Annotated in this window: 10 protein-coding genes and 1 pseudogene; 6 read left to right on the top strand and 5 right to left on the bottom strand. The window is 38.6% G+C overall.

Going from position 1 to position 13,574, the window contains the following annotated elements:
- Positions 1-6 precede the first annotated feature (6 nt).
- The 5 genes from AB2N10_RS13655 to AB2N10_RS13635 all read left to right on the top strand — a co-directional run bounded on the left by AB2N10_RS13655 (position 7) and on the right by AB2N10_RS13635 (position 5,694).
- The gene (locus AB2N10_RS13655; protein ID WP_369433971.1) at positions 7-132 is read left to right on the top strand and encodes a hypothetical protein; all 126 of its coding nucleotides are present in this window, start codon (positions 7-9) and stop codon (positions 130-132) included.
- A 2-nt stretch (positions 133-134) separates the two neighbouring features.
- Entirely contained in the window at positions 135-650 is a 516-nt protein-coding gene (locus AB2N10_RS13650; protein WP_369433970.1) for a glutathione S-transferase, read from the top strand.
- A gap of 38 nt (positions 651-688) precedes the next feature.
- Positions 689-2,707, top strand: a complete 2,019-nt coding sequence (locus AB2N10_RS13645; protein WP_354622908.1) for a pyridoxamine 5'-phosphate oxidase family protein — start codon at positions 689-691, stop codon at positions 2,705-2,707.
- A 429-nt stretch (positions 2,708-3,136) separates the two neighbouring features.
- Positions 3,137-4,036: a TIGR01777 family oxidoreductase gene (locus AB2N10_RS13640; protein WP_369433969.1), complete on the top strand. Its 900-nt coding sequence runs from the start codon at positions 3,137-3,139 to the stop codon at positions 4,034-4,036.
- A 1,127-nt stretch (positions 4,037-5,163) separates the two neighbouring features.
- A complete protein-coding gene (locus tag AB2N10_RS13635) occupies positions 5,164-5,694 on the top strand; it encodes an outer membrane beta-barrel protein (protein WP_354622906.1) in 531 nt (176 codons plus the stop codon).
- A 2,126-nt stretch (positions 5,695-7,820) separates the two neighbouring features.
- Here the strand turns inward: AB2N10_RS13635 and mnmE are convergent.
- From mnmE to rpmH, 5 genes and pseudogenes are all read right to left on the bottom strand, one after another.
- A complete protein-coding gene (mnmE, locus tag AB2N10_RS13630) occupies positions 7,821-9,188 on the bottom strand; it encodes a tRNA uridine-5-carboxymethylaminomethyl(34) synthesis GTPase MnmE (protein WP_354622904.1) in 1,368 nt (455 codons plus the stop codon).
- A 79-nt stretch (positions 9,189-9,267) separates the two neighbouring features.
- Positions 9,268-10,928: pseudogene (yidC, locus tag AB2N10_RS13625) on the bottom strand (membrane protein insertase YidC).
- Positions 10,929-10,946: 18 nt separating this feature from the next.
- Positions 10,947-11,207 carry a membrane protein insertion efficiency factor YidD gene (gene yidD / locus AB2N10_RS13620; protein WP_354622902.1) on the bottom strand — a complete coding sequence of 87 codons (261 nt, stop codon included), beginning with the start codon at positions 11,205-11,207 and terminating at the stop codon, positions 10,947-10,949.
- Positions 11,174-11,530: a ribonuclease P protein component gene (gene rnpA / locus AB2N10_RS13615; protein WP_354622900.1), complete on the bottom strand. Its 357-nt coding sequence runs from the start codon at positions 11,528-11,530 to the stop codon at positions 11,174-11,176. The genes yidD and rnpA overlap by 34 nt, the downstream gene beginning before the upstream one ends.
- 10 nt (positions 11,531-11,540) lie before the next feature.
- Positions 11,541-11,675, bottom strand: a complete 135-nt coding sequence (gene rpmH, locus AB2N10_RS13610; RefSeq protein ID WP_015466401.1) for a 50S ribosomal protein L34 — start codon at positions 11,673-11,675, stop codon at positions 11,541-11,543.
- A gap of 519 nt (positions 11,676-12,194) precedes the next feature.
- Here rpmH and dnaA point away from each other — a divergent pair.
- Positions 12,195-13,562, top strand: coding sequence for a chromosomal replication initiator protein DnaA (gene dnaA, locus AB2N10_RS13605; protein ID WP_354622899.1), 1,368 nt, complete (start codon positions 12,195-12,197; stop codon positions 13,560-13,562).
- The last annotated feature ends 12 nt before the right edge of the window (positions 13,563-13,574 follow it).

Genomic DNA, 13,574 nt, shown 5'->3' with positions numbered 1-13,574 from the left:
AATATTATGAACATAAAATTCCCTACAAATAGTAGCCCAATAAAATTGTATCGTAACCCTATTTCCGGTCACTGTCACCGCGCAGAATTAATGCTAGCACTGTTGGATATTCCATACGAAACGATTGATTAGATATGGCTAACGGTGCACACAAAACACCCGAGTATTTAAAAATAAGCCCTTTTGGACAAGTACCCGCTATTGATGACAACGGTGTCACACTATCTGATTCAAATGCAATAATGATTTACTTATATAAAAAATATAATGAGGGTTATGAATGGTATCCAGAAGAGCCGATTAAAGCAGCGGAAGTACAGCGCTGGTTGTCTGTAGCAGCCGGTGAAATAGCTTACGGGCCTTGTGCTGTTCGTTTAGTTAAAGTCTTCGCAGCGGATTTAGATTACAACAAAGCCAAAGAAATTACGGGGGGACTTTTTTCAGTAATTGAAGCTATATTGAAAACTCGCAATTATCTAGCTGGTGAAGCGATCACTTTGGCTGATGTTGCGTGTTACAGCTATATTTCACACGTCCCAGAGGGGGGCGTCTCACTGGCTCCCTACCATGCAATTCAAGCATGGCTTGAACGTGTTGAAGCGCATCCACGTTTTGTCGCCATGGCTCGCTCAGCGCTTCCAAAAGCATAAACTTACTCAAGATACCCGTATAAAAAATGGAGCCAACTATGCCTAGCACAAAAAAATCTCAGTTTCACGACGCTGAAATTGCAATCCAAGAGAAGCTGGGCATTGCCGAAATGGTTTCTCGATCTAGTGAGGGTTTTATACGTGCAGCTATGCCAGATCAACACAGAGAGTTTTTTACTAACTTACCGATGGTGATCATTGGACTCGTAGATCATGATGGTTATCCATGGGCTATGCCATTATTCGATAAACCTGGTTTTATCCAATCACCAGATAAAAAAACACTTAATATAGCAACACTCCCTGCGCTTACGGATCTTTTTAAACTTAATTTTACAAACAATCAGAAAATAGGCCTTGTGGGTATAGACTCGCATACTCGCCGCCGTAACCGCATGAATGGGGTAATTAAAAACATTAACCCAACGGGCTTTTCAATTGTAGTAGAACAAAGCTTTGGTAACTGCCCTCAATACATTCAAAAGCGAGAATTAAGTTGGACTAAAAGCCATTTACGGCATTTAAATATCTCTACCCTAACACTTGAAAAAACACTATCCCCCACTTCCCTTGCATTGCTTGAATCTGCCGATACGTTTTTTATTGCCTCGCGCACTCGTTTTTTTTCAACCGATAAAAGAGATGGCATCGACGCGTCCCATCGTGGGGGCAAACCTGGTTTTATAAAAGTAGAGGGCGACACACTATACTTTCCTGATTTTAGCGGGAATCGCTTCTTTAACACACTGGGTAATATAGAATCCGATGGCCGCGTTGGCCTATTTATTCCTAACTATTCAACTGGTGAAACTGTATTCCTTACCGGTGAAGCCACAATCATTTGGGATGAAAGTGCGGCAATCGAATTTGAAGGTGCTGAGCGGATTGTTTCAGTCAAAATTCGCAATAGTATTTACCTTGACAACTTTTTGCCAATACAGGGTGTGTTAAAAGAATTGTCTCCATCTTTATTTCACACCGGTATCTGGCAAGAAAACCGAGATGTATGCCTCGATCAAAAAGCATTTATAATTACGCAAAAAATAAAAGAAAGCCTCGACATAACCTCCTTTTACCTCACTCCCGTTGATAACTCTGTATTAAAAGCATATCAACCAGGTCAATTCTTACCCATTAGTATTAAACCAAATGACGCTAACGCCCCCATTTTTCGCAGTTATACTTTATCAAGAGCCCCAGCTAATGACACCTATAGAATTTCTGTTAAACGTGAATCAAACGGACTAGTTTCAAGGATATTGCACGATCAGCTCAATACGGGAGACATAATTTATGCTGGTCAACCTGCAGGGAAGTTTACCCTAAACGCCAATGATAATCCTATCGTCTTACTCTCAATGGGTGTCGGCATTACGCCAATGATAGCCATGCTACAAGGGCTCATTCGCGATATTAAAAATGGAGCTACACCACGCAGCGTCTGGTTTATACACGGCACTAAAAACCCTGAAACTCATGCTTTTACTAATGAATTAACAACACTCACTAAACAGCATCACTGGTTGCATATTCATAGCGTGTATTCTCAACCCAAAAGCACTGATGCAGCAGCTGGTAATGACTCGACTACTGGCCGAATAAACATCGAGCTACTAAAAAGAATTCTGCCATTTGACCTGTTTGATTTTTACCTATGTGGTTCAGAGTCATTTATGCGTTCTCTTTATACAGGCTTAAGGATCACAGGCGTCAATAAATCCAACATTTTTTATGAGTTTTTTGGAGAAGGCTCAATAGAAGAGAATAATACCCCCACTTTACCAATAGCAAAAAAGTCTGAAATTCACTTCTCTAGCAGCAATATAACCGCTATCTGGACACCCGAAGAAGGCTCACTTTTAGAATTTGCTGAAAAACAAGGGATAAAACCGATGTATAGTTGCCGAACCGGTAACTGCGGGGCTTGTCGTTGTCATATCGAAAAAGGTAAAGTGAGCTATACAAAAACACTCGGCTATATACCAGAAGAGGGGCAAGTTTTACTTTGCTGTGCTCGCCCAGCAGACACCCTCCCCTCAATAACACTAGATTTATAATACCAATTACCGCATAAATGACTCTCAACAGTGATCGTTATCATCCCTTGTATCGTTTACATATATATAAACTCATTAGTGATAATGAAAGCGTAAAAAATGTTAATGTTGCAAAATTCAAGTTTCACAGCATGCTGTGTAATACCAATCGAATTAAGTATGTGATCTAAATTTTGCGCAGAAATAATCGCTTAATTTGAGGCGTAAGTTGAGGTGTAAGTTAACGCAAATGGTTGTTCCCTTTGCGAAACTTACAACAAAAAAGTAAGTCATTTTAACCCGTAAAATAGATCAGCTATTTATTCTGATTGGTATAACTAATTTTATGGAGTTCAAGGCAAAGTGCTATGCTCTAATTTAGCTAGAACACAAAGGGATTGTTTTAACACCCGATGTCTACCTAAACTAATTTTTTTTTATAGGTGATATATGTCTACCAAGAAAATACTTATCGCTGGATCATCTGGTTTAATTGGTTCAGCCTTAGTCCCGTTTTTACAAGCGCAGGGGATTAACGTCGGACGTTTGATGCGACACGCTCAAAACGAACACCCATACTGGGATAGAGAAAGTGATACTTTTTGCTTAAATGAATTTAACCATCCCGATATCGTGATTAACTTAGCGGGTGAGAATATTGCCAATGGGCGTTGGTCAGAAAAAAGAAAACAACAACTATTAGATAGCAGAATTATAACCACCGAGAAACTTGTCAAACATTTCATGATTAGTTCACCTGCCCCTAAGTTATGGATTAATGCCTCTGCAATAGGCTTTTATGGCAACAGAGGAGAGCAAGAGCTAGATGAAGAGAGTCCAGTGGGTGGTGACTTTGTTAGCCAATTAGCACAACAATGGGAGGAAAGTAGCAATGCGATTAAGCGTGTCGGTACACGTCTCATTAATTTACGCACAGGTTTAGTGATAAGTAAAGATGGTGGGGCATTAGCGAAAATGCTGCCTGTATTTAAATTTGGATTAGGTGGGAAAATAGGCAATGGCCAACAAATAATGAGCTGGATTGATATTCATGACATGGTTAGGGCGATATCATTCACAATAGATAATGAATCACTAAACGGACCCGTTAATTTTGTTTCACCAAACCCGATTAGCAATAGTATATTTAGTCATCTGCTAGCAAAACAATTAAAACGTCCCAACTGTTTCCCACTACCTAGCTTTATGGTTCGATTACTGTTTGCAGAAATGGGCAAAGAATTACTACTTTCAAGCACCAATGTCGTACCTAAAAAATTAATCGAAGCTGGATTTAAGTTTAAATATGAAAAATTAGAAGAGAGTTTAAAAGCACAATTAGGCGGGTAAATTTTACAGATATATATGACAAAAGAGGTGGGCAGCCTAAGCTGCCCAATTTAGCCATTCTATCTATTCCGTGATAGACCGTGCTCCAAGCGACGCATCCATTGACTATTGCCCATCTAGGCATCCACTCCCCAATCCTTTGGGCTCATCCCTTTACATCCATTTAGATAAACAATCCTGTCTATCATTCATCTCCAATCCTAGGAGTTGTCCATTTTGTCATCCTGACTCAATAATAACTATCCCGTTATTATCGAACCTTCAATCCTTAGAAGGTGTTCCTTAACTACATCCTGTAGCCAATCCTTTAAATCTTCCTGATTAGATAAATAATCCTTATTTATCTTTAATAACATCCTGTTATTGTCCTTGCGGTAGTGATGAATTATTTACATCCTGTAAACCTTGTCTCTACTGCGGAAGGAATAATAAAGCTTTATTTAATAAAATAGGAAGAAACAAATAACAATAATCAACATGGAAATGAACACAAAAAACAAATTAACTTAAAATTCAAGGTTTTAACTGTTTTTTTGCTTTTTTTAATCTCATATACGACTGCAATTTGTGTAGATATCTGCAAACAACAATGGTCGATCTCTTACAAGGATAAACTAGTCAATATCGATTATATTTAACCTCAATCGTGATTATACCAATCCACATAAATATCTGATCAATATTGCTGATTAAAATAAACGATAATGTCGTTGTTTATATTCACAATAGTACGAAATTGTATTTTAACGACTTGCCTGTTCGCTTTAAAACTTATTTGAATCGTAAAAAATCGCGACTAAGCTATTAAAAGTGCCCTATTACAATTAATCACTAATTACTAATGAGACAAGCATTTATAGGAAAACAATTTTACAAAGTAATGGGCATGTTATACCAATCGGATTAAGTATGTGATCTAAATTTTGCGCAGGAAAAATGGCTTAATTTGAGGCGTAAGTTGACGCAAATGGTTGTTCCCTTTGCGAAACTTACAACAAAAAAGTAAGTTATTTTAACCAGTAAAATATATCAGCTATTTATTCCGATTGGTATTGCAACTGGCCAGGTAAGGACAAATGTACTTGGGGATAAAATTTATGCTTTCTATACACCATAAGGAAAAGGTAATGAAACAATCGAAACTTATAAGCGCAATATTGTTGACTTTGGGCATAACGGGTAATGCCCTCGCAGAGAATGGCTTCTATGCAGGTGCGAGCATCGGGCAATCTACCATCGATGCGTGCAGCGGTCTCACCAGTTGCGATGACGAGGACATCGGCTGGAAGATCTTCGGCGGTTGGGGGGTGAATTCGTACCTCGCCTTTGAGGCCTCCAGGGTGGATTTTGGTGAGATCGATGGTTACATAGACGGTTCGAAAGTCAGCGCCGAAATAGACGGGTGGACAGTCGCAGCGAAGGGCACGCTGCCGCTCAGCGAGCAGTTTGCCCTGTTCGGCAAGTTCGGCATGATCATGTGGGATGCAGATGGAGGCGATGCTGCTTCTGGTATTGACGACGATGGCAGCGACCTTTTGTATGGCCTCGGCGCTGAATACATGTTCACTGACCAGTTCAGTATTGTCGGTGAGTGGGAGTGGTATGATATCGATGAAGACGTTGATCTGTTTTCCGTCGGTGTATTGTACAGGTTTTAATCACATCTACTCGGGATAAAAATTGAATTTATCACCCTCTTTGTGATCAGATCTTTCAACCAAGAGGGTGTTCCTGACTAGATAAATAAACCTTTATTTATCCTTAATAACATCCTGTGATTATTATTGCTGTAGCGATGAATTGTTTACATCCTGTAAGCCTAATCTTTGCTGCAAAATGAATATTAAAGGTTTCTCGCGCCCAATTAACAATGTAAACAAATAATAATATACTTCAAAAAAAGTTTATTATTCAATAACTTAATTTTATGGTATCAAATACATAGATTAAAATAGTATGGATATCTGTAAATAGCAATAATCGATCTCTTACAAGGATAACTAGCTGTGATCGGTGGAAGTCAATTAATGGGAATAAAATAGAGAAAATGCAGAGTTATAAAAAGAGGAAGGGCAGCCTAAGCTGCCCTAATTTAATCTTGCCATCAAATCCTTGATAGTAAGTGCTCCTTGCAGAACATCCATTTAATTGCGCCAAACTAGGCATCCCTCTCCCAATCCTAGGAGACATCCTTTTTTGTCATCCTGACTCAACAATAACAATCCCGTTATTATCGACCTTCAATCCAAGAAGGGGGTCCCTAACTACATCCTGTAGCTGATCCTTTGTCTATTCCTGACCAGACAAACAATCCTGTTTGTCATCTATCTCCAATCCTAGGAGCTATCCTTTTTTGTCATCCTGACTCAATAATAACAATCCCGTTATTATCGACCTTCAATCCTTAGAAGGTGTTCCCTAACTACATCCTGTAGCAGCTCCATTGCGTCTTCCTGACCAGACAAACAATCCTGTTTGTCTTCTATACTCCAATCCTAGGAGGTATCCTTTTTTGTCATCCTGACTCAATAACAACAATCCCGTTATTATTGACCTTCAATCCTTAGAAGGTGTTCCCTAACTACATCCTGTAGCTGATCCATTACGTCTTCCTGACTAGACAAATAATCCCTATTTATCATGAATAACATCCCGTTATTATCCTTGCTGTAGAGATGAATTATTTACATCCTGTAAACCTTATCTCTGCTGCGGGATAAATAATACGTTATTATGCAAGGGTATCTGCAATGAAAATAAGATTATTTCTATTAAAAGAATAAATAAAAACAAAAAACATTAAAAATCAATATGTTATTTTTATTCTCGTGTTTTTATTAGCATTTAAACCTCTTTTATTCTTACTATATCTGCAAATAGCAATGGTCAATCTCTTACACGAATAAAGGGGATTAAAAAATGGCACAGAGAAAATTAGAAATGCAAAGGTCTATTCGCTTCACGAAATTTATAACGAATAAATAATTGATTTTAAAAAGCAAAAATTTCGGCTATTTGTACCGAGTAAGCAGCTGGCAAACATGCTCAGATAAGATGGGTATAATGAATAATAAAGTGAAAATTTTTATTTTATAAAAAGAGGAAGGGCAGCCTAAGCTGCCCTAGTTTAGTCTCCCTATCTAATCCTTGATAGTAGATGCTCCTTGCATTACATCCTTTTGACTATGCCCATCTAGGCGTCCACTTCCCATCCTTTGGCCGATATCCGTATACATCCATGCGATAAACAATCCTGTTTACCCTACATCTCCAATCCAAGGAGGTGTCCTTTGTCATCCTGACTAATAATAACAATCCAGTTATTATCAACCTTCAATCCTAGAAGGTGTTCCCTAACTACATCCTGTAGTTGATCCTTATATCTTCCTGATTAGATAAATAATCCCTATTTATCCGTTATAACATCCTGTTACTATCCTTAGCATTGAGATAACTTATTTACATCCCGTAAACTTTATCTCTGCTTCGGAATAAATAATATGCCTTTTTCCAATAAAATAATTGGAAAAAATAACAATCATTCGTGACAACAAACAAATAAAAACAAAATATCCTTTTATTTTCAATTTGTTAATTGTTTTTTCTCGCCACTTTCTATCTTAAATCTCTTGTTAAAAAGCACGATATCCGCATTGGCCTATAGTCGATATCTCACAGCCATACCCATGCTATTTCAAGATACAAAATCCGAAAAAAAGTGCCAATATACGATGCATACAGTTTTAACCACAAGCAGTGGCACTAATAACAATAAGTAGAGTGGTTATTTGCCGATACAAAAGCTTGAAAAGATGCGCCCGAGTAAGTCATCAGAGGTAAATTCGCCGGTTATTTCACTCAAATATTGTTGCGCTAAACGCAGCTCTTCAGCTAATAACTCACCGGCTTTATACTCTTCTAGTTGAACTTTGCCTTCAAGCAAGTGGGATTGTGCATTATCAATCGCTTCTAAATGACGGCGTCTTGCCATAAAACCACCTTCGGTATTACTTTGATAACCCATAATCTCTTTAAGATGCTCCTTTAGCTCTGTAACGCCAAGGCCGGTTTTCGCTGATATTCGATAAACAGGATGATGCTGATGTTCTGTTACAGATAAGCTCTCACCAGTTAAATCGGCTTTATTACGAACAACGGTTAAGCCGATATTTTTAGGCAGTTTATCAATAAAATCAGGCCATATTTCATGGGGATCTTCGGCATCGGTGGTCGTTGCATCAAGCATAAATAAGACTCTATCAGCACTCTTTATCTCATCCCATGCGCGTTCAATACCAATTTTTTCAACTTCATCCACACCTTCACGCAAACCTGCCGTATCAATAATATGCAATGGCATACCATCGATATGAATATGTTCACGCATCACATCACGAGTCGTACCCGCTATATCTGTTACGATTGCGCTCTCTTTGCCCACTAGATTATTCAGTAAGCTTGATTTACCTGCGTTAGGTCGCCCAGCAATAACCACTTTCATCCCTTCGCGTAAAATGGCTCCTTGTTTCGCTTGCGCTTGTACAGCATCTAAATTCGCCATTATTTGTTGTAAATCTGCAGCAATTTTACCATCGCTTAAAAAATCAACCTCTTCCTCAGGGAAATCAATGGAGGCTTCAACATAAATACGCAGATGAATCAGGCTTTCTACTAAGTGATGAATTTTTTCGGAAAACTCTCCCTGTAGAGAGTGTAGGGCGCTTTTAGCAGCCTGCTCAGAAGTGGCTTCAATCAGGTCAGCAATAGCTTCAGCTTGCGCTAAATCGAGCTTATCGTTCATGAAGGCTCGTTCGGAAAACTCTCCAGGCTTGGCACTGCGAATGTTTTCGATGGTTAAAATAGCCTTGATTAGCATATCCATCACAACTGGACCACCATGCCCCTGTAACTCTAAAACATCTTCGCCAGTAAATGAGTTAGGCGCTTTAAACAACAAAGCAATCCCTTCATCCAAAACCTCATTATTTTGATTTTTAAAAGGAAGATACTCTGCATATCGAATGCGGGGGATTTTGCCCAAAATAGCTTCAGCAACCACTTCGACATCAGGCCCTGAAATACGAATAATGCCAACGCCTCCTCGACCGGGTGCGGTCGCTTGAGCAACAATAGTATCACTATTTTGGATCATGATTTTTCCTCAAAAAATAAAGATAAAAAAGGCGACTCTAATAGTCGCCTTTTATTTTAGCCTTAGCTCATTAACAAAGCTATTTCTTCTCGTTAAGCCCTTTTTTCTCAAAGCTGCGATAGATAATTGTTTGTTGAATCAAGGTGACAATATTGCTCACTAACCAGTAAAGTACCAAACCTGCTGGGAACCAAAGGAAGAAGAAGGTAAATACCAGAGGCATATATCTCATAATCTTCTGCTGCATAGGATCTTGCACGCTGTTCGGTGACATTTTCTGGATAAAGAACATACTAACTCCCATTAAAATAGGTAATACATAGTATGGGTCTTGTACTGATAAATCCTGAATCCACAACATAAATGGTGCATGACGAAGCTCTACAGACTCCATTAATGACCAGTATAACGCGATGAAAATAGGCATCTGTAATAGGATAGGGAAACAACCACCAAGCGGGTTAACCTTCTCTTCCTTATAAAGTTCCATCATCGCTTTAGATACTTTCTGGCGGTCTTCTCCATAGCGATCACGTAAGGCTTGAATCTTTGGTTGTAAAAGACGCATTTTAGCCATTGAAGTATATTGCGCTTTAGTTAGTGGATAAAGTGCGCCTTTTACCGTAAAGGTAATTAATATAATGGCAATACCCCAGTTACCAACAATGCTTTGGAAGAAAAGTAGCAGTTTAAATAACGGTTGGGCAATAAACCATAACCAACCATAATCAACACTTAAATCAAGATTTTCTGCTGTTTTAGCCATCTCTTTTTGTAATTTTGGACCAACCCATAGGTTTGCTTTAATCTCAGCAACACTATTTGCATCAATCGTTTTCAGTGGCGCTTTAAAACCGATTGCTGCATCTTTATTCTGAATAATGGCACTGTATAGTTGGTTGCTATCTGTCGGAGAGGGGATCCAAGCCGCTACAAAATAGTGTTGTAACATGCCAACCCAACCACCTTGTGTAGTTTGACTAAGCGCGACGTCTTTCATGTCATCAAAACTATATTTTTTATAACGTGTTTCTGCTGTCGAATAAGCGCCACCTCGGTACACAGGCATCATTAAATTGGTACCTGAATCGTGAAGGCTCTCTTTTAATTGTCCATATAATTGAACATTTAATGGCTCAGCAGTATTGTTTTCTATTTTGTAGGTAACATTAACCACATATTCGCCACGTTTTAGCGTGAATATTTTAGTAAACTTGTTACCATTTTCATCGACAAAGCTTAATGCTGTCGATACGCTATCCGCACCATCAGCAAGGGTAGCTTGAGGCTTTTCAGCTCGATAAACTGGTCGCCCTTTTTTGCTTGCATCGGGACCTTGCCCAATCAACCCACTTTGTGCAATGTAGGTGAAATCATTGCTATCTTCAAGTAAACGAAACGGCTCAATCGAATGAAGTTGTGCATTATAATCTAACAAATCTGCAGAGGTAATATCCCCCCCACGTAGAGAGATATCTAAACGTAACGTATCATTTTCGATAACGACCGTTTGGCTGCTCATATCTTCGCTAGGCACTTCGCTATCAGTTGATAATTGAGCCGATGCTGGAACATCTGCGCTAAAATTATTACTTGATGGCACTGAAGAGGCGTTATTATTTGCCTGTTCTACTGTTTGAGTTTGTGCAACAGGTGGGTTCTTTTAATTTCCCATGCCTGATAAAGCAAAAAGCTCACGAATAGCAAAGCGAGTAAAAGTAAATTGCGTTGGGATTCCATAACGTTTATTAATCTCTTTTATTTAGGTTTATTTTTATTAACACAACAAGTAGGCACAGGATCGTAACCACCTTCACTTAAAGGCTGACATTTTATAAGACGCGAAGCAGCTAGCCAACATCCTTTTATTATTCCATGCAATTTTATCGCTTCGATCGCATAATGAGAGCAACTTGGCGTAAAACGGCAACGGGGCCCAATCATCGGACTGATTGCTATTTGATAAAATCGAATAAATTTAATAATTATCCACTGCAACGCTGTACTAATTTTCGCCATAATTTATCCAAAATTTTATTAATTTCTTGATTTGATAAATCAGCAATACCCGCTTTAGCAATAACCACAATATCAATTGCAGGCAGTTGCTGTTGTTGATGACGGAATTGTTCTCTTATAATGCGACGAATACGATTACGGCCTACAGCACGTTTAATATGCTTTTTAGGAATAGCCATTCCTATACGAGGGTGATCTAATGTATTTTTTCGGGCAAGAAGAGTGAGGTGCGGTGAAACTGCTGGGATAGCATTTTTAAATACAGGTTGAAAATCATCGGGAGTTAACAGACGTAACTCCCGAGAAAACGAATAATTTACCACGTCTGGTAGATTATGCGCTTAAGCTTGCGCGGCCTTTAGCACGACGACGAGCTAGTACGTTACGACCATTTTTAGTCGCCATACGAGTTCTGAAGCCGTGTGAACGCTTACGCTTAATGTTGCTAGGTTGAAAAGTACGTTTCATGCTCTTTTCCACTTATTAGTTAAGTACTGTACAGTAGCCACTATTTTTAGCTTATTATTGGTAAATCGCTCAATGAGCAAATCATAAATAATAAAGAAAAAGAGTTAGCCGATTAAAAAGAGAGCGAATTCTATGTATTGATCGACCAAAAGTCAATCAGAGATGCTTCTTTCAAGCAGATTAAATCGTTTTCCATAAAAGCGTTAGCTTAATATCGATTAATTTAAACTGTGATCCAGACTCAAAAGTCAGGGTGTGGGGATTATATAGAAGCGTGATTAATAAGCAAGGATCTATCAATGATCTTTGCTTATTTTATTTATTGTGCCTGGGATCATGAACGACTTAATACCTATATCCTTCTCTCATCTAGGCTTAATATTGCTAAATTGAATTTAGTTGCACCTAACGAGTATAAATACAAGGATCTTTTTTATTTATTTATTACTAGATCTTGTGGCGAAAAAGCGATCTTATCGGTAGAATTATGCGCCCGAAAATAAATTACTGGAGTGAACGATGTCCCTCGAAATTTGGCAAGAGTGCTTAGCACAATTAAAAGACGAACTGTCAATGGGTGACTTCAGTACTTGGTTGCGACCGTTACAAGCAAATTTCAAAGATTCAACGCTTTCTCTCTACTCTCCCAACAAATACACAAGTGAATGGGTACGTAATAAATACATGGATATTATTGAAAGCAAAGTTCAACAACTTGCTCATCAAGAAAATCCAAAGCAAACAATTAAAATTCGCTTACTGGTCGGTACAGCAAATGCAGATGAACCACAAAAAAGTAGCGCCGTTGTCAATAATGACAACCAGCCGTGGGAAGGTGAAAGTAAAGCGAACAGTGTCGCGCACAAAAGTAATTTAATTAAAAAATATACTTTTGAAAATTTTGTTGAGGGTAAATCGAATAACTTTGCCCTCGCAACAACAAAGCAAATAGCAGAAAATCCCGGTGATGTTTACAATCCTCTGTTCTTATATGCCCATCCAGGATTAGGGAAAACCCATCTTTTACATGCTGTAGGTAATGCGATTCTGGCAGAAAATCCAGAAAGCAAAGTGGTCTATATTCGCTCAGAACGTTTTGTGCAGGATATGATCAATGCAATCCGCAACAATACTATCGAACAGTTCAAAGAATACTACGCATCACTTGATGCACTATTAATTGATGATATTCATTTTTTTGCCGGTAAAGATCGTTCTCAAGAAGTACTATTTCAAACTTTCAATTCGATGCTCGATGCACATCAGCAAGTTATATTAACCAGTGACCGTTTTCCAAAAGAGATTGAAGGCATTGATGAACGACTGCGTACTCGTTTTGGTTGGGGATTATCTATCCCCATCGATCCACCGGAATTAGAAACCCGTGTTGCGATATTAATAACTAAAGCAGAAGAGCGCGGCTTAAAATTACCCGATGATGTTGCTTTCTTTATTGCCAAACGTCTAACCATTACCGATGTTCGCGTATTAGAAGGGGCGATTGCAAATATTTCAGCAAAAGCACAATTTACAGGACAAGATATTACGATATCTTTAGTACAGGATGCGCTGCGTGATATGTTAGCGGTACACACCAAACAGACAACTATTGATAATATTCAAAAGGTCGTCGCAGAACATTACCGCATAAAAACCTCAGATATGTCATCAAAAAGACGCACTCGAACCGTTGCTCGTCCTAGACAAATAGCGATGGCTTTAGCTAAAGAATTAACCCAACATAGCTTGCCTGAAATTGGCGAAGCATTTGGTGGACGTGATCACACTACGGTTTTACATGCTTGTCGTAAGGTAGCTGAATTACGCCGTGAAAATAATGATATTCAAGAAGATTATAAAATCCTGATCCGTACACTTTCAATGTAATTGCTACAAGGT

The organism is Psychromonas sp. MME1 (assembly GCF_041080865.1).
In the GTDB taxonomy this organism is placed as follows: domain Bacteria; phylum Pseudomonadota; class Gammaproteobacteria; order Enterobacterales; family Psychromonadaceae; genus Psychromonas.
This window is presented reverse-complemented; position numbering and strand designations above follow the sequence as displayed.

Bases quoted from the DNA above. Each gene is read 5' to 3' on its own strand.
- rpmH (WP_015466401.1), bottom strand. From the start codon at position 11,675: ATGAAACGTACTTTTCAACCTAGCAACATTAAGCGTAAGCGTTCACAC.
- AB2N10_RS13655 (WP_369433971.1), top strand. From the start codon at position 7: ATGAACATAAAATTCCCTACAAATAGTAGCCCAATAAAATTGTATCGT.
- mnmE (WP_354622904.1), bottom strand. From the start codon at position 9,188: ATGATCCAAAATAGTGATACTATTGTTGCTCAAGCGACCGCACCCGGT.
- AB2N10_RS13640 (WP_369433969.1), top strand. From the start codon at position 3,137: ATGTCTACCAAGAAAATACTTATCGCTGGATCATCTGGTTTAATTGGT.
- AB2N10_RS13645 (WP_354622908.1), top strand. From the start codon at position 689: ATGCCTAGCACAAAAAAATCTCAGTTTCACGACGCTGAAATTGCAATC.
- AB2N10_RS13635 (WP_354622906.1), top strand. From the start codon at position 5,164: ATGAAACAATCGAAACTTATAAGCGCAATATTGTTGACTTTGGGCATA.
- yidD (WP_354622902.1), bottom strand. From the start codon at position 11,207: ATGGCGAAAATTAGTACAGCGTTGCAGTGGATAATTATTAAATTTATT.
- dnaA (WP_354622899.1), top strand. From the start codon at position 12,195: ATGTCCCTCGAAATTTGGCAAGAGTGCTTAGCACAATTAAAAGACGAA.
- AB2N10_RS13650 (WP_369433970.1), top strand. From the start codon at position 135: ATGGCTAACGGTGCACACAAAACACCCGAGTATTTAAAAATAAGCCCT.